The organism is Paenarthrobacter sp. RAF54_2 (genome assembly GCF_052113945.1).
Lineage (GTDB): Bacteria > Actinomycetota > Actinomycetes > Actinomycetales > Micrococcaceae > Arthrobacter.
The window spans coordinates 434400-455852 of sequence record NZ_JBFRDV010000006.1 but is presented as its reverse complement, the minus strand read 5'-3'; the positions used below and the strand labels follow the sequence as shown (position 1 = coordinate 455852).

The 21453-nt window shown below is 62.0% G+C and carries 12 protein-coding genes and 1 riboswitch; of the genes, 4 read left to right on the top strand and 8 right to left on the bottom strand.

What is annotated here, in order from left to right; genetic code table 11:
• Nucleotides 1-68 precede the first annotated feature (68 nt).
• Nucleotides 69-941 carry a VOC family protein gene (locus AB4Y87_RS08635; RefSeq protein ID WP_442003955.1) on the bottom strand — a complete coding sequence of 291 codons (873 nt, stop codon included), beginning with the start codon at nucleotides 939-941 and terminating at the stop codon, nucleotides 69-71.
• A 66-nt stretch (nucleotides 942-1007) separates the two neighbouring features.
• Nucleotides 1008-2102: an amidohydrolase family protein gene (locus AB4Y87_RS08630; RefSeq protein WP_442003954.1), complete on the bottom strand. Its 1095-nt coding sequence runs from the start codon at nucleotides 2100-2102 to the stop codon at nucleotides 1008-1010.
• 75 nt (nucleotides 2103-2177) lie between these two features.
• Nucleotides 2178-2285: riboswitch (TPP riboswitch) on the top strand.
• Here AB4Y87_RS08630 and thiC point away from each other — a divergent pair.
• Nucleotides 2281-4140: a phosphomethylpyrimidine synthase ThiC gene (thiC, locus tag AB4Y87_RS08625; RefSeq protein WP_442003953.1), complete on the top strand. Its 1860-nt coding sequence runs from the start codon at nucleotides 2281-2283 to the stop codon at nucleotides 4138-4140. Its footprint overlaps the riboswitch before it by 5 nt.
• On the opposite strand, the gene AB4Y87_RS08620 is transcribed toward thiC, so the two are convergent.
• Both AB4Y87_RS08620 and ffh read right to left on the bottom strand, forming a co-directional pair.
• Complete coding sequence (locus AB4Y87_RS08620; RefSeq protein WP_442003952.1) at nucleotides 4123-4845, bottom strand: alpha/beta fold hydrolase; 723 nt, start codon at nucleotides 4843-4845, stop codon at nucleotides 4123-4125. The genes thiC and AB4Y87_RS08620 overlap by 18 nt on opposite strands.
• 108 nt (nucleotides 4846-4953) lie before the next feature.
• On the bottom strand, nucleotides 4954-6531 hold the full coding sequence (ffh, locus tag AB4Y87_RS08615; RefSeq protein ID WP_442003951.1) for a signal recognition particle protein: 1578 nt from the start codon (nucleotides 6529-6531) through the stop codon (nucleotides 4954-4956).
• Nucleotides 6532-6702: 171 nt separating this feature from the next.
• Between ffh and AB4Y87_RS08610 the strand changes: the two genes are divergently transcribed.
• Nucleotides 6703-8103: a glucose-6-phosphate dehydrogenase gene (locus AB4Y87_RS08610; protein WP_442003950.1), complete on the top strand. Its 1401-nt coding sequence runs from the start codon at nucleotides 6703-6705 to the stop codon at nucleotides 8101-8103.
• Between the two features lie 80 nt (nucleotides 8104-8183).
• On the opposite strand, the gene AB4Y87_RS08605 is transcribed toward AB4Y87_RS08610, so the two are convergent.
• Both AB4Y87_RS08605 and AB4Y87_RS08600 read right to left on the bottom strand, forming a co-directional pair.
• Nucleotides 8184-8522: a P-II family nitrogen regulator gene (locus tag AB4Y87_RS08605; protein ID WP_442003949.1), complete on the bottom strand. Its 339-nt coding sequence runs from the start codon at nucleotides 8520-8522 to the stop codon at nucleotides 8184-8186.
• Nucleotides 8519-9847 (bottom strand): ammonium transporter, encoded by a 1329-nt coding sequence (locus AB4Y87_RS08600; RefSeq protein ID WP_442003948.1) that lies wholly within the window; start codon nucleotides 9845-9847, stop codon nucleotides 8519-8521. Before AB4Y87_RS08600 ends, AB4Y87_RS08605 begins: the two co-directional genes overlap by 4 nt.
• A gap of 224 nt (nucleotides 9848-10071) precedes the next feature.
• Here AB4Y87_RS08600 and AB4Y87_RS08595 point away from each other — a divergent pair, with 224 nt between their 5' ends.
• Nucleotides 10072-11292 carry an MFS transporter gene (locus tag AB4Y87_RS08595; RefSeq protein WP_442003947.1) on the top strand — a complete coding sequence of 407 codons (1221 nt, stop codon included), beginning with the start codon at nucleotides 10072-10074 and terminating at the stop codon, nucleotides 11290-11292.
• A 65-nt stretch (nucleotides 11293-11357) separates the two neighbouring features.
• On the opposite strand, the gene ftsY is transcribed toward AB4Y87_RS08595, so the two are convergent.
• Nucleotides 11358-12566: a signal recognition particle-docking protein FtsY gene (gene ftsY, locus AB4Y87_RS08590; protein ID WP_442003946.1), complete on the bottom strand. Its 1209-nt coding sequence runs from the start codon at nucleotides 12564-12566 to the stop codon at nucleotides 11358-11360.
• A 20-nt stretch (nucleotides 12567-12586) separates the two neighbouring features.
• Complete coding sequence (gene smc / locus AB4Y87_RS08585; protein ID WP_442003945.1) at nucleotides 12587-16168, bottom strand: chromosome segregation protein SMC; 3582 nt, start codon at nucleotides 16166-16168, stop codon at nucleotides 12587-12589.
• A gap of 366 nt (nucleotides 16169-16534) precedes the next feature.
• Here smc and AB4Y87_RS08580 point away from each other — a divergent pair, with 366 nt between their 5' ends.
• Nucleotides 16535-21421, top strand: a complete 4887-nt coding sequence (locus AB4Y87_RS08580) for a DUF4082 domain-containing protein (protein ID WP_442003944.1) — start codon at nucleotides 16535-16537, stop codon at nucleotides 21419-21421.
• The last annotated feature ends 32 nt before the right edge of the window (nucleotides 21422-21453 follow it).

The following is a 21453-nucleotide window of genomic DNA, read 5'->3' as shown; positions in this document are numbered from 1 at the left end:
GCCCAGCCTAGTGCAGTCCCGGCCCCTGCATTCGGAAGCCAGCGCGAGGGCGCTTCCCGCCAGGGTGCTTAGCGCACTGCCACGCGCAGCTTGTTGCGCCAAGGGTCTTCGAACTGCAGCTCCAGGCCCGTGTGGCGGTTCGCCACGGACGCAACTTTCAGCCGGTCAGCCAGTGCGGCGACATCATCGGCAGTCGGAACTTCGATCAGGACCTCGCCCAGGCCCAGGGTATCCCTGCGGGGCCCGGCCCCGCGGCTGTTCCACACGTTCATCGCCATGTGGTGGTGGTAGCCGCCCGCAGAAACAAACAACGCCTGCCCGTGCCAGCCCGCCGTCCTCTCAAAACCGAGGGTGTCCACATAAAAATCCTGGGCAGTCTGCACGTCGCCTACCTGAAGGTGCACGTGCCCGACGCCGGCAACTGCTTCCCGCTGGCCAGTCACGGCAGCCTCATTCAAGTGCTGCTGGAGGAAACGCTGGGGCGGCAGGGCAACATTGTCCATCACCACATTCTTGCCATCCCACTGCCAGACAGCGCGAGGCTTGTCGTAATAGAGCTCAATGCCATTACCTTCGGGATCCGTGAAATAGAAGGCTTCGCTCACCAAATGGTCGGCACTGCCCACAAAAGCGCGCGGCTCATACTCTGCGGCCGTGGCGATGGTGGCCGCCAGGGAAGGCTGGTCCTGGAACAGGATGGCTGTATGGAAAAGCCCGGCTTCCCCACGGCCTGGAATCTGCAGGCYGGCAGCGGGAGCGAGGTGGACTACAGGCTTGCCCAGGCGCCCCAGGTACAGCCCGCCATCCTGCTCGGCCACGATCTCAAGGCCCAGGGCACGCTGATAGTAGTCACTCATCACCCTCATATCGCCGACCTTGAGCATGACGGTGCCCATGGTGAGTTCGGCAGGAAGGAGATCCTGGTTGGATGTCGTCGTCATGTGAAGCTCCCGATTCATAGATGGCCGCCCTTCGGCACGTTCTACCTATGTAAATTACTTGAAGCTTCAATTTATTCCTAGTTGGACCAGTTTCCCGCGCAGGACTACATGGTTCAGGCTCGCCACAGTTGCGAGGTTCTTCCTTGGATCATCCCGGCACAGCACGACGTCGGCACTTGCCCCTTCGCTGATGCCCTCGGCTCCCAGCCACTTCCGCGCGCCCCACGTGGCGGCGCCCAGGACGGCAGTGGGCGGCAGGCCGGCGTCGTGAAGTTCCTTCATTTCGTCCGCGATCCTGCCGTGCTTGATCACGCTCCCTGCATCCGTGCCCGCATAGATGCCGACGCCAGCTTCAAAAGCCTCCAACACCCGTTCACGGCGTCGCTCCCAAAGACGGGTCATGTGCTGGGCGTAGACAGGAAACTTCGGGGCAGCCTGGGCGGCGATATCCGGAAAAGTCGCGATGTTAACCAACGTGGGAACAATCGGTACGGACTGCTCCACAAGACGGGGAATGTGGCGGGGCAAAAGACCGGTGGCGTGCTCAATGCAGTCGATCCCGGCGTCGAGCATGTCATCAATGGTGTCTTCACCGAAGCAGTGGGCTGTCACCCTCGCTCCTTCGTCGTGGGCGGCCGCAATGGCATCCCTCACGACGTTCCGAGGGAAGGAAGCGGAGAGGTCACCCACACCGCGATCGATCCAATCCCCCACGAGTTTCACCCAACCGTCCCCGTCCCGGGCTTCCTTGCGGACCGTCTCCACGAGTTCGTCCGGCTCGACTTCATGGCCCAAGCCACGCAGATAACGCCGGCTCCGGGCGATGTGGCGTCCGGCACGAAGGAGCCGTGGGAGGTCGTCCCGCCGCTGAACCCAACGTGTATCGCTTGGTGAGCCGGCGTCGCGGATCAACAACGTGCCGGCTTTTAGGTCGGCCTGCGCCTGGGCAAGAGTTGTCAGCTCATCAACCGCTCCGCCGACGCCAAGCCCTATGTGGCAGTGGGCGTCAACAAAACCAGGAAGGACCCATCCGTCCAGCACGGAATCGGGTGGAGCAAGGGGGCGTTCGAACGTCAGTTTGCCATCGACGGACCACAACCCGTGCCGTTGGTCGTCTCCTGCCACAAGCACAGGACCGGTGAATTCGATGATGTTGGCCATGGCAAAAGCCTAGTGTGCCACCAACCTCCCGGACGCGTATGACTGGGACCCCGATCGAAGCTGTGGTAGCTTCGTCTACGACCACACGGGGGCCCCTGCAGGGGCTGAGATCGGACTGAAGCAGTCTGCGACCGTTGAACCTGTCCGGGTAATGCCGGCGAAGGAAGTGAGTAATCCTTTGAGCACCACCGAAACACAGCACAGCTCTGCCCAAAACCAGATCAGCCACAGCGAAAACATGGCGGAACCCGTCACACAGTCGCTGAAATCCCATTCGCTGGCTTGGCTGGAAGATCCCGTGAATGGCATCCGGGTCCCCGTCACGGAAATTGCTCTGGAGCCTTCCCCCAACGGTGAGGCGAACGAACCACTGCAGGTATACCGAACTGCCGGACCGGGCAGCGATCCCGTGGTGGGCCTGGAGCCATTCCGCACCCGATGGATCGAAGCCCGGGAAGACACCGAGGCATACTCCGGGCGGGAGAGGAACCTGCTCGACGACGGCAAATCAGCGGTACGCCGCGGCGCAGCATCCCAGGAGTGGAAGGGGGCGCAACCGGTGCCCCGCCGCGCCGTCGAAGGCAAAACCGTCACCCAGATGCACTATGCCAAGCAAGGCATCGTCACGCCGGAAATGCAGTTTGTGGCGCTGCGGGAGAACTGCGACGTTGAGCTGGTTCGCAGCGAAGTGGCTGCCGGGCGCGCTATCATCCCCAACAACATCAACCACCCCGAGTCCGAGCCCATGATCATTGGCAAGGCCTTCCTGGTCAAAATCAACGCCAACATCGGAAACTCCGCCGTCACCAGTTCCATCGCCGAGGAAGTTGACAAGCTGCAATGGGCAACCCAGTGGGGTGCCGATACTGTCATGGACCTGTCCACGGGAGACGACATCCACACCACCAGGGAGTGGATCATCCGCAACTCCCCCGTTCCGATCGGCACTGTTCCCATTTACCAGGCACTGGAGAAGGTCAACGGCGAAGCCAACAAACTCACGTGGGAAATTTTCCGCGATACGGTCATCGAGCAATGCGAGCAGGGCGTTGACTACATGACAATCCACGCCGGAGTGCTCCTGCGGTACGTGCCCTTGACGGCAAACCGTGTGACAGGCATCGTCTCCCGTGGCGGCTCGATAATGGCTGGATGGTGCTTGGCGCACCACGAGGAGAACTTCCTCTACACGCATTTTGATGACCTCTGTGAAATCTTCGCCAAGTACGACGTCGCATTCTCCCTGGGCGACGGATTGCGCCCGGGCGCAACAGCCGATGCCAACGACGCCGCGCAGTTCGCTGAGCTCGATACGCTTGCCGAGCTGACCCAGCGGGCTTGGGAATTCGATGTGCAGGTGATGGTTGAAGGACCCGGACACATTCCCTTCCACTTGGTCCGCGAGAACGTGGAGCGCCAACAGGAACTCTGTAAAGGCGCCCCGTTCTACACCTTGGGACCGCTGGTCACGGACGTTGCTCCTGGCTATGACCACATCACCTCGGCAATCGGCGCAACGGAAATTGCGCGGTACGGCACGGCCATGCTCTGCTACGTAACGCCCAAGGAACACCTGGGACTGCCGAACAAGGATGATGTGAAGACCGGTGTGATCACGTACAAGATCGCAGCGCACGCAGCGGACCTCGCCAAGGGACACCCGGGCGCAAACGAACGCGACGACGCTTTGTCCAAGGCCAGGTTCGAGTTCCGTTGGCGGGACCAGTTCGCGTTGTCCCTGGATCCGGTTACTGCCGAAGCCTTCCACGACGAAACACTTCCTGCCGAACCTGCCAAGACGGCGCACTTCTGCTCGATGTGCGGACCCAAATTCTGCTCGATGCGCATCAGCCAAGACATCAGGGACGAGTTCGGTTCCGCCGACGCGCAGGCCGCCATTGCAGGGATATACGACGGCATGCGGGAAAAGAGCGAAGAATTCCTGGCGTCGGGCGGCAAGGTGTACCTGCCGGAGCTGCAGCTTCCCACTACCCGGATGTCCTCCACCAAGAGGGCAGCGTCAGGAAACCTTAACTGACCTCGTCCGGACAATATCGGCTACAAAAGAGCGAATAATCCGGTCTCCATCTACCGAGTCCTGGGGCCGGTGCCCTCCCGCTGCTACGCGTCGGAGGGCACCGGTGTCCTCCAGGTACCCGGCGATTTCTTCGTACAGTGGCTCCCACCCGCCTGTCAGGACAAGGGTAGGAACGCCAGGAACAATGTGCAGGGGCGCCTCCCAAGGAGGCGCCTGAAGCCGGAGGCGACGTGCGGAACGGCGCGCTTCGGGTGTGTCCAGCCCGCTGGCTTCGGCCGAAAATGCACGCCTGAAGTATTCGCGTTCGTAGTCGGCGTCCTTAACCTTGCTCCGCACCTCAAACAGCGGCTCCATGAGCGAACGATGGAATGTCGTGGCAGGCAGCTCGGCCGTCAAGGATAAACAAGCCGGTTCAACAAGTGTCAGCGAGTGCACCAGGTCCGGGCGTTCAACTGCTGCGAGCATGGCAGAAATTGCACCTTGCTCATGCGCCACCACATGGCCTCCACCAGAATCCACCAGCGAAGCCACTACGATGCCTACATCCGCAGCGACGTCGGATTCCAACGGTTCAGCCACGGGATCAAAGCCGTGCCGGCGGAGGAAAAGTGCGTCATACGACAGGGCCATACCGTGCTGCTTGGGCCATGCCGAGGCGCCAAAGCTCCCCAGTCCGTGGACGAAGACTACGCGCTGCTTGTGCATGGATTCACCCTAGTCCAGAGCTCTGACATCCCAGCCAAAAAGCAGTTGGCGCCGTTATGGACATTCACAACGGCGCCAGCTGTCACAGTATTGATTCGGAGGTTCCGCTTACTTACCCAGGAACTTCTCGAAGCCCTTGGGGAGGTTCAGCGTGGACGGATCGAAGTCCGCAGCGCCCTGACCAAACGCCGCACCCGTCGGAGCTGCCGAGGCCGCGTTGGCACGCTTGGCCTCAGCCTCGCGGAGTTCCTGGGCCGCCTTTGCCGGGTTGCCGGAGCGCGCCTTCTTCTTGGGAGCGTTCTTGCCACCCTTGCGGCCGCCGCCTGGGCCGCCCATTCCAGGCATGCCCGGCATGCCGGGCATGCCGCCCTGGGCCATCTTTTTCATCATTTTCTGGGCTTGGGCGAAGCGCTCCAGGAGGCCGTTGACCTCCGAAACGTGCACACCTGAACCCTTTGCAATGCGGGCCCTGCGGGAGCCGTTGATGATTTTGGGAGCAACGCGTTCATGCGGAGTCATGGACCTGACGATCGCCTCAACGCGATCGATTTCACGTTCGTCGAAGTTCTCCAGCTGCTGGCGGATGTTTTGGGCACCCGGCATCATCATGAGCATCTTCTTCATGGAACCCATGTTGCGGATCTGCTGCATCTGGGCCAGGAAGTCGTCCAGGGTGAAGTCTTCCTGGTCGGCGAACTTCTTCGCCATCCGGGCAGCTTCGTCCTTGTCCCAGGCCTTCTCAGCCTGTTCGATCAAGGTCAGGACGTCACCCATGTCCAGGATGCGCGACGCCATACGGTCCGGGTGGAAGAGTTCGAAGTCGTCCAGGCCTTCACCAGTGGACGCGAACATGACTGGCTTACCCGTGACCGACGCAACCGAAAGTGCGGCGCCACCGCGGGCATCGCCGTCGAGCTTGGACAGCACGATGCCGGTGAAGTTGACGCCTTCGTCAAAGGCCATGGCCGTGTTGACGGCGTCCTGGCCGATCATGGAGTCGATGACGAAGAGGACTTCGTTCGGGATGATCGCCTGACGGATCCGGCGTGCCTGATCCATCATCTCGGCATCCACGCCGAGGCGGCCGGCGGTGTCAACGATCACGACATCGTGAAGCTTCTGGCGCGCTTCTTCCACACCTGCGCTGGCGACCGCCACAGGGTCACCAGCAGGGTGATCCAGCTCCGAGGTTGCTCCCGGGTGCGGCGCGAAGACGGGAACGCCTGCGCGCTTGCCGACAACCTGAAGCTGCGTTACGGCGTTGGGCCGCTGGAGGTCGCAGGCAACCAGCATGGGGCTGTGGCCTTGCGCCTTCAGCCACTTTGACAGCTTGCCGGCGAGGGTGGTCTTGCCTGCACCCTGGAGGCCGGCCAGCATGATGATGGTGGGGCCGGTCTTGGCCAAGCGGATGCGCCGGGTTTCACCGCCGAGGATCTCCACGAGTTCCTCATTGACGATCTTGACGATCTGCTGGCTCGGGTTCAACGCACCGGAAACCTCGGCACCAAGAGCCCGCTCACGGATGCGGGACGTGAATTCGCGGACCACCGAAACGGCAACGTCCGCGTCCAAGAGGGCACGACGGATCTCCCGGACGGTGGCATCGACATCAGCCTCGGAGAGGCGGCCCTTGCCACGGAGGTTCTTGAAGGTTGCTGTCAACCGGTCAGAGAGTGAATTGAACACGCGCCGTGCACTTCTTTCGATGGTCTGCGATTGGCGGCCAGTGCGGCACGCCAGAGTCTTGACTTGTTCTTGCCCCAACAAATTTGTCTCAACCCCAACAAATCTGCGTCAACCAAGGGACTCGACTATCTAGGGTACCAAGTCGCACCTGCAAGATGGCATGCTGGCACAATGACGAGCAAAACAACTGTAAAAACGTTGCTTATCCTTGGCGCCTCCGGTGACCTGACCGGCAGGCTGCTCCTCCCTGGACTTGCAGGGCTGCTCGCCACCGGTCGGGCATCCGGGTTGCGGCTGGTGGGAGCCGGGTCCGACCCCTGGGCGCCCGAACAGTGGCAGGAACGGGTCAATGGAGCATTTGCGGCTGCGTCAAAGGCCGCCGATGCAAGTGGGCGCGACGCCTTGGCAGCTGTGGCAGCATCCACCGAGTACCACCAAGTGGACGTGACTGCCGATGGGCCCCTGGCGGACCTCCTGGCACACTTGGAAGGGCCGATAGCTATCTATTTCGCCCTGCCGCCCCACATCAGCCAGAAAGCCTGTGAAGTCCTGCGCCGCGAGCAATTGCCCGCAGGTACTCGCCTGGTGATGGAAAAGCCCTTCGGTTCCGGAAGCGAATCTGCACGCGAACTCAACCAAACCCTGGCCACGCTGGTGCCCGAGGACCACATCCACAGGGTGGACCACTTCCTGGGCAAGGCCACTGTCTTGAACATACTTGGCTTGCGGTTCGCCAACCGGTTCCTTGAGCCTGTGTGGAACCGCGACCACATCGAAAAGGTGGAAATCGTCTTCGACGAGGACCTCGCGCTTGAAGGACGGGCACGCTACTACGACGGCGCCGGTGCGTTACGTGACATGATCCAAAGCCATTTGCTGCACATCATGGCCTTCATCGCTATCGATGCACCAGCCAGCATTCATGAACGTGACCTCCGTGACGCCGTGGCTACGGTCCTGAGGGCCAGCAGCATCAAGGCCCCTTACCACGATTCAACGCGCCGGGCCCGTTATACGGCAGGAACCCTCGGGGCACGGACGGTGCCCGATTACACCGCCGAGGAAGGCGTCGATCCTTCCCGCAATACTGAGACCCTGGCCGAAGTCCGCGTAGACATTGACAACTGGCGGTGGAAAGGCGTTCCCTTCCTCCTCCGCTCCGGTAAAGCCATAGGGAGCCGAAGGAAGGAAGCCGTGATCACCTTCCGCCCGGTACCGCACCTGCCCACCGGATTCTCCGGCGTGGACTCCCCCAACCAACTGCGGATTGGATTCGGGCCGGACGTCCTCCAACTCGACGCCGACGTGAATGGTCCAGGCGACATCTTCACACTGGACCGGGCCAGCCTCGTCGCAGAGCTCAACGCGGCAGACATGCTTCCCTACGGTGAAGTACTTGAAGGCGTGCTCACGGGCGATCCCTTGCTCTCCGTCCGGGGTGACACAGCCGAGGACTGCTGGCGGATCGTTGAGCCCGTCCTTCGCGCCTGGGAACGGGATACGGTCCCCTTGGAGGAGTACGACGCCGGTGGCGCGGGGCCGGCGGACTGGCCCACCGCCGTCGTGAATTGAGAAAGCGGGCCGGGTACCTTGGCTGGTACCCGGCCCGCTTTCGCGTCAGGAGTGCGATGTCAGGATTGTGACCTCAGGACTTAGATGGCGGCAGAGCCGCGTTCCCCGGTCCTGACTCGAACTGCTTCGTAGACGTCCACGGTCCAGGCTTTGCCGTCTCCGGCTCGTCCGGTATTCGAGCTTGCGATCAGGACATCCAGGATGTCGTCTGCTTGCTCGTCTGTGGCAAGAACCTCAATGCGAATCTTTGGCAGCAGGTCCACGTTGTATTCGGCCCCGCGGTACACCTCGGTGTAGCCGCGCTGCCGGCCGTAGCCGCTTGCCGCGCTGACCGTCAAGCCCTGGACCCCGTACGCTTCCAGGCCTTCCCGGACTGCTTCAAGCTTTTCCGGACGGACAATCGCTGTGATGAGCTTCATGCCTGGACACTCTCCTTGCCTGATACTGCTGCTTCGGAATCGGCCGGTGCCTTGCCGGTGATGAGGTCATGAAGGGGCTGGAAGCTGCCGCCGTGTCCGCCGATGCCGAATTCGTAGGCCGTTTCAGCGTGGAGGCTGAGGTCCGCCCCGGCAATCTCCTGGCGTTCGCTGATACGGAAGCCCATGAGCTTGTGGATGGGGAAGGCGATGATGAACGTCATGACCCCGGTGAAGATGATCGAGCCAAGCGCCGCGAGGCACTGTGCAACCAGCTGGGTGGTTCCACCGCCGTAGAACAGACCGGCGGGGCCCTGGGTCGGGGTAGCGAGGAAACCGATGGCTACTGTGCCGATGACGCCGGACACCAAGTGCACGCCCACCACATCCAGGGAGTCGTCATATCCGAGCTTGAACTTCAACCCGACAGCGAGGGCAGAGGCGACGCCGGCTACGACGCCGAGGGCAATGGCGCCGAGCGGGGAAACGTTGGCGCAGGCAGGGGTGATCGCAACGAGTCCGGCAACGACACCCGAAGCTGCTCCGAGGGAGGTGGGGTGGCCGTCACGGATGCGCTCTACGATCAACCAGCCGAGCATGGCTGCTGCCGGTGCGGCGAGGGTGTTGATCCAGATGAGGCCAGCCTGCTCCACGGTAGCAGCCGCACCGGCATTGAAGCCGAACCAGCCGAACCAGAGGATTGCCGCACCGAGCATGACCAGGGGTACGTTGTGCGGACGGTGGTTGGGGTCCCTGCCGAAGCCCTTGCGGTTGCCGATGATCAGAACGAGGATCAGGCCCGCAACACCGGCGTTGATGTGCACTACCGTTCCACCAGCGAAGTCGATGACCGGTGCAAACGTCTGGCCGAACCAGCCGTCCTTGGAGAAGAGCCCGCCGCCCCACACCATGAAAGCCATGGGTGCGTATACCAGCGTGGCCCAGATCAAGGTGAAAAGGGTCCAAGCCGAGAACTTTGCACGGTCCGCAATCGCGCCGGAGATCAAAGCCACGGTGATGATCGCGAAGGTTGCGGCGTAGCCAACGTGAAGGAGGTCCGCGGGATCCGTGAAGTTGTGCAGTCCGAAGTGGCTGAACGGGTTCGCGAAGATCTGGAAGAAATTGTCCGTGTTGCTGGTGGACATTGACGCGCCCCACAGCACCCAGACAATTGTCACCGTGCCGATGGCGATGAAGCTCATCATCATCATGTTCAAGGCGGCCTTGGCGCGGGTCATGCCACCATAAAAGAATGCCAGGCCCGGGGTCATGAACAGCACTAATGCTGAAGCGACCAGGAGCCAAACGAGACCGGCGGTGAAGTCCATGTCTGCGTCCTCTCTGCTTAAGATGCGGGCTAAGCCGCCTGTGYCAACGSATTTGCGTTCTACATAAGAGTTTCGCGGCGCAGTGTTTCGCCTGCGCAGGTTTTACATTGCAGGCTCGTTACAACAACCTCCCCAACGTAAATGGTGCATATCACCGTTGTTACGGATATGTTTCATGCGTCACACTTCCCCGCAAATACACAGAATTGAAGGACCCGCACCACATGACTGAGTCGCCCAGATCCGTTGAAGATCCAAGGATCCGGCGGGAGAAGCAACCGCTGCCCCGCGACATCAAGGTGATGTTGGCTGCAGCGTTCTTAATTGCGCTGGGCTTTGGGCTGGTAGCACCGGTACTCCCTCAATTCGCCACCACCTTCGACGTCGGAGCCACCGCTGCCGCCATCATTGTCAGCATTTTCGCTTTCATGCGGTTGGTTTTCGCCCCGGCAGGGGGCTCGCTCATCGGACGCTTCGGCGAACGGAACGTGTATGTGTCCGGCCTGCTGATCGTTGCCGCTTCCACTGCCGCCTGCGCTTTCGCCCAGAACTATTGGCAGCTGCTGATTTTCCGGGGGCTCGGCGGAGCGGGTTCCGTCATGTTTACAGTCGCCGCCATGGGGCTGCTCATCCGTTTGGCACCGCCGGAACGAAGAGGCCGTGTTTCGGGCGCATACGCGTCGGCCTTTCTGATTGGGAGTGTCCTGGGCCCGGTTGTTGGTGGCCTGCTGGCTGGCTTCGGCCTTCGGGTACCGTTCCTTGCCTACGCGGCGGCCTTGCTCGTTGCAGCACTGGTGGTCCGCACAATGCTCAGCGGCGAGGGTACGCCCGGCCAGGATGCCACCCACGCTCCGCCCATGACGTTAAAGGAGGCGCTGGCGGATTCAGCGTACCGGGCGGCTGTGTTTTCCAGTTTTGGTAATGGTTGGGTGACTTTTGGTGTGCGGATGGCCACGATTCCGCTCTTTGCCGTCGCGGCACTTCAGTCGCGACCGGAGACCGCGGCATGGGCTTTGGCCGTCTTTGCTGTAGGCAATGCCCTCGCTTTGACGTTCTCCGGGCGCCTCGCCGATGCCTGGGGAAGGAAGCCCCTGCTCATTCCCGGCCTTGTCATCACTGGCCTCGCCACTGGAATCATCGGTTTGACGACGGATCTTCCGGCATTCTTCGCTGCTTCCGCTGTGGCCGGCTTCGGTTCCGGCTTGCTGGGCCCGGCGCAGCAGGCTGCTGTCGCTGACGTCATTGGCCGGGGGCGCTCCGGTGGCAAGGTGCTGGCAGTCTTCCAGATGGCCGCAGATACCGGAGCCATCATCGGGCCCGTCGTGGCTGGAATCCTCGCCGATCGCTTCGGCTACGGACTTGCATTTGCTGTCACCGGCGGAGTGCTGCTGCTTACGGCCCTGGCATGGCTCCTTGCGCGCGAACCCCTTAAAAGCAAAAACTGACTGACAGTAGTGGTTGCTTTGATCACTCAAAACAACCACTACTGCAAGTCAGTTGGGCGCCGGCGCTAGTTAAGCAGGGCGTCCACAAAGCCCTCAGCATCGAACGGTGCGAGGTCGTCGGGACCTTCGCCGAGGCCGATGAGCTTGACGGGCACACCGAGGGACTTCTGGATAGCGACCACAATGCCGCCCTTGGCCGTGCCGTCCAATTTGGTCAGCACAATGCCGGTGATGTTGACCACTTCAGCAAAGACGCGTGCTTGGTTCAGACCGTTCTGACCCGTGGTGGCGTCCAGGACCAGCAGGACCTCGTCCACCTCGGCCAGTTTCTCGATGACTCGCTTGACCTTGCCGAGTTCGTCCATCAAGCCGGTCTTGTTCTGCAGGCGTCCGGCGGTATCCACCATGACGACGTCGACCTCCTGGTCGATGCCCGCTTTGACAGCTTCGTAGGCAACGGAGGCAGGATCGGCGCCATCGATGTCTGACTTAACGGTGGGTACGCCGACACGCTGGCCCCATGTGGCCAACTGCTCAGCAGCTGCGGCGCGGAAAGTGTCCGCAGCACCGAGCAGCACGTCCTTGTCCTCGGCCACCAGCACGCGCGCCAGCTTGCCAACCGTTGTGGTCTTGCCCACACCGTTGACACCAACAACAAGCACGACGGCGGGTCGGTCACCCTTGCGCTCGACGTTGAGGGAACGGTCCATGGTGGGATCCACGAGCTTGATGAGTTCTTCACGGAGCATGGCCTTGACATCCTCGGGACTGCGGGTGCCCAGCACCTTCACGCGTTCCCGGAGGGCATCAACCAACTGCATGGTGGGCTCGGTGCCGAGATCGGCAAGGAGCAGTGTCTCCTCAACCTCGTCCCACACGTTCTCATCAATTTTGTCCCCGGACAGCAGAGCCAGCAGACCCTTGCCCAGAATGTTGTTCGATTTCACCAAACGGGCGCGGAGGCGAGTGAGGCGGCCTTCCACAGGCGCCGGCGTCTCTACTGCGATGGTCTCCAAGCCGGCGGCGTCATCCGGAACATCGGCACCTTCGACTCGTCCGTCGAAGGTTGGGGCAGGAGGTGCTGTAACGGCGTCCGGCCGGTCCTCCACAAGGGTTCCGCTGCCTGCGGCCGATGACTGAACGGGGTCATTAGCGTCCCGCGTTCCAGGGTAGTTGGCGCCGGACTTCCGGGCCTTCATCAGTACCGGCACCAGCCCGCCGACCACGACGAGCGCAGCGAGAATGGACAGAATTATGGGTAGGAAATCGTTCACTCCCCTACCTTCTCATAAAGCTATGCCCCGGCACCGAGCCGTTGGCTGATGACGGTGGACACCCCGTCGCCACGCATCGTGACGCCGTAGAGGGCATCCGCGACTTCCATGGTGCGCTTCTGGTGCGTGATGACGATCAACTGACTGGACTCCCGAAGCTCTTCGAAAATCGTGATGAGCCGGCTCAAGTTGGTGTCGTCCAAGGCCGCTTCCACTTCGTCCATGACGTAAAAGGGTGACGGCCTGGCTTTGAAGATCGCCACCAGCAGTGCCACAGCTGTGAGTGATCGTTCGCCGCCGGAGAGCAAGGACAACCTCTTGATCTTCTTACCTGCCGGCCTGGCTTCCACCTCGATCCCAGTGGTCAGCATGTCGTCCGGATCCGTCAGGACCAGTCTGCCCTCGCCTCCGGGGAAGAGCCGTGCAAAGACGCGGTCAAACTGCGCTGAGGTATCGGCAAAGGCTTCGGTGAAGACCTGTTGGACGCGGTTATCGACTTCTTTGATGATGTCCAGCAAGTCCTTCCGGCTGGACTTGAGGTCCTCCAGTTGGGAACTGAGGAACTGGTGACGCTCCTCAAGGGCGGCAAACTCTTCCAGCGCCAAGGGGTTGACTTTGCCCAGTGCCGCCAATTCACGCTCGGCCTTTTTTAGCCTTTTCTCCTGCTCCGCCCGGTCGAAGGGAATTCCTTCCACGAGCGGTACACCCGCTTCGTCTACCGGTGCGCGGAGTTCCGCCCATTTGTCCGTGGTTGCGGCTGCCGGCTGTGGGACAGGTTGATCTGGGCCGTAATCTGCAACGAGCTGTTCGGCCGATAATCCGAGTTCCTCGACGGAGCGGGCCTCCAACGCTTCGATGCGAAGACGCTGTTGGGTCCTGGCCATCTCATCCTTGTGCACAGAGTCGGTAAGTTCGGCGAGTTCCTTTGCCAGCGACTCGTTGCCGGAGCGTACGCCGGACAGTTCCCTCTCCAGTTGCTCGCGTGCTTGCTCGGCAACGTCGCGTTCACGGGCCGCGAGATCCACTGATATATCGATGAAACGAAGCGCTTGCTCAACGGCCGACACCACTGCACCAGCACGTTGGGCTTGGGCTCGCCGTCTCTGCGCCCGGCGTGCGGCTTCTTCACGGGCCCGCCGCTCCGTAGCTGCTGCGCGTTCCAGGGAGGCCGCCCGGCCAGCGATGGCCCCCAACTGCTCTTCTGCCGTGCGCAGGGCAAGCCGGGCTTCCATTTCGTTGGAACGAGCCAACCTCGCCTGCGCCGCGAGTTCATCCCGCTGGTCGGTGGAGGGTTCCTCGTCCGGAGCTTCCTGGGCGGCGGCGAGCCGCTCGTCCGCGACTTCAAGGTCCAACCTGGCTTCTGCAATGTTCGCTTCCGCGCGCGCCAGCGAAGACTCCAGGCGTTCGCTTTCACCGACCGCGCTTCGCAGAAGTGAGTTCAAGTGCCCCAGGCGCTCTGCCACGGCGGCAAGGCGGGCATCGGATTCATGCAGCCTTTCCAAGGCAGCATCGGCCCGGTCTTGCGCCTCGGCCCGGCGGGCTTCAGCGCCAGCCAGGGCAAACCGGCCCCGTTCCAATCGGGCAGTTACCTCCTGAAGTCCGGCAACAGCCTCGTCCACTGCTGCCTGGATCTCCAGCAGGGAGGGCGCGGTGGCTGAGCCGCCCTGGGCGGTCAGCGACGTGAAAACATCCCCTGCGCGGGTGACCACCTTGAGTTGGGGGTGCCCACCAATCAGCGCTGCAGCACCTGCCGGATCATCGACGACGGCGACCCCGGCCAGCAGGGCCAAGGCACCTTGGGCAGCCGGTTCCGTGACCTTGAGGACATCCACCGCCCATCTGCAGCCAGCCGGGAGCTGTAAGGAGGACGCTTCAGTAGACCCAGGCCAAACGTCAGCCAACAGCAGCGCGGCCCTGCCGGCGTCGTCCGCTTTTAACAGTTGGATCGCGGCCACGGCGTCAGCGGAGTCCCCGACCACGAGCGCGTCCGAAGCAGAGCCCAGCGCGGCTGCTATCGCGGCCTCATAACCTGGCTCAATGGCCAGCATCCCGGCAAGCGGCCCCAGGATCCCTTGGACATCTCCGGAGAGCAGGCGCTCCGAGCCGTCCTTGCGGTTGAGACCCAAAAGGAGAGCGTCCCGGCGGGCGGTCAGGGCATCCCGTTGGCGAAGTGCTTCCCGTTCTGCCGATTTCAGCTCTTCGATGTCCGCCAGCACGGCGTCCAGGGCCTCATTGGCATTCTCGTACTCGGCGTCAAGGCTCTCTTCGCCGTCTTCAACCCCTGCAACCTGGGATTCGAGTGCTGCGAATTCGCTCTGGGCGTGGCGGCGTCGCTCGTTGCCCGCGGCCAATGATTCGCGGAGTCGGCCACGCTCCGCCTCCGCCGCTTCTGCCCTGGAGCGTGCGGCCGCGACCTGGCCCGCGAGCCTGGCGAGCCCTTCGCGGCGGTCAGCTGCTGCCCTTAACATGGCCGTCAGCCGTTTGTCCTCGGCGGCTGCGAGCGCCTCCGCAGAATCCTTCGCCACTGTTGCTTCCAGGAGGGCGGCCTGCTTGGCAAGGATGTCGTGTTCCAAGACGGCCTGTTCCTCGCGGACCTTCGCCGCCTGGCGCTCCAGCTGTTCGGGGTCCCGACCGGCGTCCGGCAAGGCTTCTGATGAGCCCAGCAGCCGACGACGCTCGGCTGCCAGGGAACCCAGCGAGCGGAGCCGCTCACGGCCTGCTGACAGCTGGTACCAGTTGTCCCGTGCTGCATTGAGCCGGGGGGTTGCTTCGGCTGCTTGCTGCTCCAATGCGGCCTGGCGTCGTCGGCCATGGCCCAGTTCTGCCTCGACCACCTGCCGGCGTTCCTTGAGGGCGGCTTCGTCTGCGACATCCTGTTCCAGGCTCGATGTCAGTGCAACGAGGTCGTCGGCGAGGAGCCGGGCGCGGGCATCCCTGACATCGAATTGGACTGTTTGTGCACGCCGGGCGATTTCTGCCTGCTTGCCCAAGGGGGTGAGTTGGCGGCGGATCTCTGCGGTGAGATCGCCAAGTCGGGCGAGGTTGGCCTGCATGGCTTCGAGCTTGCGGACGGTTTTTTCCTTGCGGCGCCGGTGCTTGAGGATACCTGCGGCTTCCTCAATGAAACCGCGACGGTCTTCAGGCGTCGCGTGCAGTACCCGGTCCAGCTGGCCTTGGCCCACTATCACGTGCATCTCGCGTCCCAGTCCGGAATCGGACAAAAGCTCCTGGATGTCCAGGAGCCTGCAAGGCGCACCGTTGATGGCGTATTCGGAGCCTCCTGTCCGGAACAGTGTCCGGGAAATCGTGACTTCGCTGTACTCAATGGGAAGCGCGTTGTCCGCGTTGTCGATGGTCAGGGAAACGTGGGCGCGTCCCAACGGAGGCCTGCCCGATGTGCCGGCAAAGATGACATCTTCCATCTTTCCACCGCGCAGCGTCTTGGCGCCTTGCTCGCCCATGACCCATGCCAAGGCATCCACGACGTTGGACTTACCCGAGCCGTTCGGACCGACGACCGCGGTGACGCCGGGCTCGAAGTCGAACGTCGTGGCCGACGCAAACGACTTGAATCCGCGGACAGTCAGACTTTTCAAATGCAAGGTGGTTGGTTCTCCTGGATGGCCCGTTGTCAGCCCCTGCGGGCGGCTGTGTCTCCCTAAATCTACTGCCGTTTGGCCGAAATCCATGGATCTGTAACGGGAAAGCCTTGCGGCAGGGATGCCGCACCCCTACACTCCTGCCAAGGGTTACTTGGCGGATTCGCTCCGGTGATCCGGCTTCTACCTGAAGGTCCCTCGGGTAAAGGCTGGATACGGTATAGATATTCGGAAACGATCATCCAAGTGCAGAACCCGTATTCCATAACTGAAGATCTTGGTTTGACCCTGGCTGGGGAGCGGCAAGCAGGGACCGTGCGCTAAACGCGGACCCATATTCGCAATTGGCGTACCACTCCAGGAGTTCTGATGACCGGTCCTTCAGCTACCCGACCACAGCAAGTCCTCAAAGGCTTTCTCTTGCCTTTGGTGATTGCCATGGTTGCAGCTTTGCTGCCTCTTACTGCCCCGGCGGCCGTCGCAGCGGGACCATGCGACCCCGGAATGAATCCTGTGGTGTGTGAAAATTCCAAACCCGGAAGTCCACCTTCAGAGTGGGACATTGATGGTGCCGGTGACGACAGCATCCAAGGCTTCTCCACGGAAATCAGCGTCAATGCGGGGCAGGCAATCAAGTTTAAGATCGACACCAGAGCTCCGAGTTACACCATCGCCATCTACCGCACCGGCTGGTATGGCGGCAACGGAGCACGCAAGATCGCCGATGTCACGCCCTCGGCGTTCCGCCAAACCCAACCAGCTTGCCGGAGCGATCTCACAACGGAACTCTATGACTGCGGCACGTGGGCCGTTTCGGCGACGTGGCAAGTTCCTTCGACGGCAGTCTCCGGCGTCTACATCGCGCTCCTCACGCGACCTGACACAGGTGGGCAGAGCCACATCACCTTTATTGTCCGCAGCGACGGCAACCACTCCGCTGTCGTCTTCCAGACTGCCGACGAAACCTGGCAGGCCTACAACACGTACGGCGGTTCAGACTTCTACCAGGGCGCCAACAACGGCCGGGCCTATAAAGTCAGCTACAACCGTCCTGTAGCCACCCGGGACGGGATTGGTGGCCGCGACTTCTATTTCGCCAATGAATACCCCATGGTGCGTTTTCTGGAGCAAAACGGATACGACGTCAGTTACATCAGCGGCCTCGACTCGGACCGCAACGGAGCCGAATTGCTCAACCATAAGGTGTTCCTGTCCGTGGGCCATGACGAATACTGGTCCGGCCCGCAACGCGCCAATGTCACTGCTGCACGGGACGCGGGCGTCAACCTCCAATTCCTCTCCGGCAACGAAATGTATTGGCGCACCCGATTCGAACCGTCCAGTGTTGATGGTGGGGCAGGCAGGACGTTGACCTGCTACAAGGAGACCTGGTCAAACGCCAAGATCGATCCCACTGCCCAATGGACGGGAACCTGGAGGGATCCGCGGTTCGCCTCGCAGGCGAATGGTGGTGGCCTCCCGGAAAACGGCGTGACTGGCACGCTTTACATGTCCAATTTCACTGATCTTCCCGTGACTGTCTCTGCTGCGGAGGGAAAGACGCGCCTGTGGCGGAACACGTCCTTGGCCTCACTTGCAGCAGGCTCTTCGGCAGTGCTGGCTCAGCACACCATAGGTTATGAATCCGACGAAGACTTGGATAACGGCTTCCGGCCAGCGGGCCAGATCCAGCTGTCAACCACCACTGGAGCCGTCAGCGAATACCTCCAGGATTTCGGAAACACAACCAAGCCCGGCACCACGACACATCACCTGACCCTCTACCGGGCTCCCAGCGGCGCACTGGTGTTCTCTGCCGGCAGCGTCCAGTGGACGTGGGGACTGGACCAGGAACACGACGGCGCCGGCGCCCCCGCCGATGCCCGTATGAGGCAGGCCCAAGTGAACCTGCTTGCAGACATGGGTGCCTCGCCGGCCTCCCTTGCTGCAGGGCTCGTTGCAACTGCGGCCAGCGGGGACAAAACCGGCCCGACTGTCACCATCAACGCACCAGCCGATGGTGCCTCACTGGCTCATGGAACCAACGTGACTGTCAGCGGAACTGCAACTGACGTCGGTGGTGTGGTTGCCGGCGTCGAAGTTTCAACGGACGGCGGTGCCACGTGGCACCCAGCCAGCGGTAAAGCGACGTGGACTTACAGCTACATTCAGAAGGGCCTTGCTACCGCGACAATTCAAGTACGTGGCATCGACGACAGCGCCAACATCGGTGCTGTGGCCACCCGAAACCTCAGCTTGAACGGCCCTTACAGCGTCTTTGGGCAAACGGTCCCGCCAACGCTGGACTCCGGCGACGCCGGCGCGTACGAGATGGGTCTGCGGTTCTCTCCCTCCGTTGACGGATTCGTCACGGGTGTCCGGTTCTACAAGAGCACGGCCAACACCGGAACGCACACGGGATCCCTCTGGAGCGCTACCGGCACCCGCCTGGCTACCGCGACCTTCGCCAGTGAGACAGCGTCCGGTTGGCAGACTGTGCTGTTCAGCCAACCCGTCCCCGTGACTGCGGGCCAGAAATACACGGTCTCCTATTGGGCGCCCAAGGGGCATTACTCCACGAAGGACTTCCAGTGGGCCTACACAGGATTCAACGACCCCCCGTTGAAAGTGGCAGGTGGCTTCGGCGCTGAAGCGGCCGGTGTGTACAACACATCGCAGGGCTTCCCCACCTCGAGCTTTAACGGCGGCAACTACTTTGTGGACGCGGTGTTCAGCACCACAGACACCTCACCACTGACTGTTTCCGGACAAACACCCATCCCCTCTTCCTCGAGTGTCTCCGTTTCGACCACGGTGAGCGGTGTCTTCTCGAAGGCCGTCACTGCTACCACCGTCCAATTGACCGTACAGTCCTCTGCCGGCGGGGTTGCGGGCACCACCACCTACGACGCCGTGGCCCGGAAGGCGACGTTCACACCGACGTCCCAACTGGCGTTCAGTACCCAATACACGGCGACGCTTGCCGCCACGGCTACCAACGGCGGGCAAGTAACCTCGGGAGGTACGTGGTCGTTCACGACTGCTGCCACCATTCCACCCCCAGGGTCCTGCCCCTGCAGCCTGTACAACGATAGTGTCACCCCCGGCATCGCCGAGATCCAGGACGGCGTTCCCTTGACACTGGGTGTCCGCTTCTCCAGCGTGTCCGCGGGGCAGGTGACAGGAGTCCGCTTCTACAAGTCGGCAGGAAACACCGGCACTCACACTGGTGCCCTGTACTCCTCCAGCGGACAACAGCTGGCGACAGTGACCTTCGCCAACGAGAGCAGTGCGGGTTGGCAGACGGCTATGTTCAGCCAACCTGTCCAAATGGCTGCCAACACGGAGTACATCGCCTCGTACAAGTCGCTGACGGGTGCCTACTCCGCTACCAGCAACGGCTTTGGCTCGGGTATGAGTGTAGGCCCATTGCGGACAGTGTCCGATGCGGGCGCGTACTCGTATAGCACCGATTTCCCGAGCTCCCGCTCTACGGCCAGCTACCTCGTGGATGTCGTAGTCATGGTCTCCGCACCGCCATTTACTGTGGGTAACCAGTCTCCGCTGCCAAACGCGTCCAGTGTGCCGTTGGATACGACCGTCAGCGGTGTGCTCTCCGAGGCTGCCGTAACTTCCAGCGTCGCGCTTTCATTAAAGACTGCAGGTGGCGCTGCGGTGGCCGGCGCCACAGCGTACGACCAATCAATACGCAAGGTCACGTTCACTCCCAGCGCCCCGCTGGCTGCTGGAACGAGCTACACGGCCACCGTAACCGCAACTGCCGTGTCCGGGACGCCGATCTCAGGAAATACCTGGACGTTCGCCACCGTCCCTGCACCGCGCACCCCGGGCGTATGCCCCTGCACGCTGTATCAGGACACCACCACCCCCACCACTCCCGAAGTGAACGACGGCGCGGCACTGGCCTTGGGCGTCAGGTTCACCAGTGATACGGCGGGCCAGGTAACAGGAATCCGCTTCTACAAGTCTGGCGGTAACACCGGGACACACACCGGTTCCCTCTACACGACTGCCGGACAACAACTCGCCACTGTTACGTTCACCAACGAATCAAGCATGGGCTGGCAGACGGCAACCTTCAGTCAACCCGTCAACATCCAGGCGGATACTGAGTACGTAGCAGCCTACAAAGCTCCCACCGGCACGTACTCATACACTGCAGGCGGATTCGGTGACGGCTTTGCGAGCGGTCCTCTGCGGGTGGTTACCGATTCCGGAGCCTACTCGTATAGCGGCGACTTCCCGAATACGGCATCCACTGCCAGCTATATGGTGGACTTGGTCTTCGCTCTGGCTCCGCAGCCACTGAGCGTCACGGCCCAGGTGCCGGCACCTGGAGCAACCGGGATCCCCACTGATGTGAAACCCTCCATCACGTTCTCCACCGCCATCAACCCCAGCGCGTCCTTCACGCTCAACGCCAGCGGAGCGTCGGTAGCGGGAACAGCAGCATTGTCCGCAGATTCCAGGACCATCACCTTCACACCTGCAGCTGCACTGCCTGCCAGCACTGTGATCACGGCCACTGCCTCCAATGTAGCGACACCCCAGGGACAGACCCTTCCGCCAACCACCTGGCAGTTCACTACTGCGGCGGCAACAGTGCAGCAGAGCACCATCTTCGGTTCGCTCCTGCCGCAAGTTGCGGCGGCATCCGAGACGAAGTCCGTGGAGCTCGGAACGGCGTTCAGCGTTTCGCAAGCAGGCAACGTAACGGGTATCCGCTTCTACAAGGGCACCGGGAACACAGGTACGCACGTAGGATCGCTGTGGAACTCGGCTGGCACCAGACTGGCACAGGTGACCTTTACCAACGAGACCGCTACGGGATGGCAAACTGCTACGTTGTCGGCTCCGGTGGCCTTGTCGACCGGCCAGACCTACGTGGTGTCCTACCGCGCACCCAACGGCCGCTACTCCTACACGTCTGGCTTCTTCAACCAGACCTGGACGAGTGGGGTGTTTACGGCTTCTGGACCTAATAACGGCGTGTACCGATACGGTTCCGGAGGTGTGATGCCCGCGAACTCATTCAATGCCACGAACTACTTCGTGGACGTGGTGTACTCCACGGCTGCCGCTCCGGCACAAGCGCAGACACAGACGCAAGCCACTGCGACAGCAACTCCAACTCCAACCCCAACTCAAACCGCGACTGCGACTCCCACACCCAGCCCATCCCCGACTCCCACCCAGTCAGGTGGTTTGGTCTGCGGCCTTCTCGGGATCTGCTGAGGATCTGTTGACGCGTTAACACGCCTCCGAAC

Bases quoted from the DNA above. Each gene is read 5' to 3' on its own strand.
- AB4Y87_RS08610 (WP_442003950.1), top strand. From the start codon at position 6,703: ATGACGAGCAAAACAACTGTAAAAACGTTGCTTATCCTTGGCGCCTCC.
- AB4Y87_RS08600 (WP_442003948.1), bottom strand. From the start codon at position 9,847: ATGGACTTCACCGCCGGTCTCGTTTGGCTCCTGGTCGCTTCAGCATTA.
- AB4Y87_RS08630 (WP_442003954.1), bottom strand. From the start codon at position 2,102: ATGGCCAACATCATCGAATTCACCGGTCCTGTGCTTGTGGCAGGAGAC.
- AB4Y87_RS08580 (WP_442003944.1), top strand. From the start codon at position 16,535: ATGACCGGTCCTTCAGCTACCCGACCACAGCAAGTCCTCAAAGGCTTT.
- AB4Y87_RS08605 (WP_442003949.1), bottom strand. From the start codon at position 8,522: ATGAAGCTCATCACAGCGATTGTCCGTCCGGAAAAGCTTGAAGCAGTC.
- AB4Y87_RS08595 (WP_442003947.1), top strand. From the start codon at position 10,072: ATGACTGAGTCGCCCAGATCCGTTGAAGATCCAAGGATCCGGCGGGAG.
- AB4Y87_RS08620 (WP_442003952.1), bottom strand. From the start codon at position 4,845: ATGCACAAGCAGCGCGTAGTCTTCGTCCACGGACTGGGGAGCTTTGGC.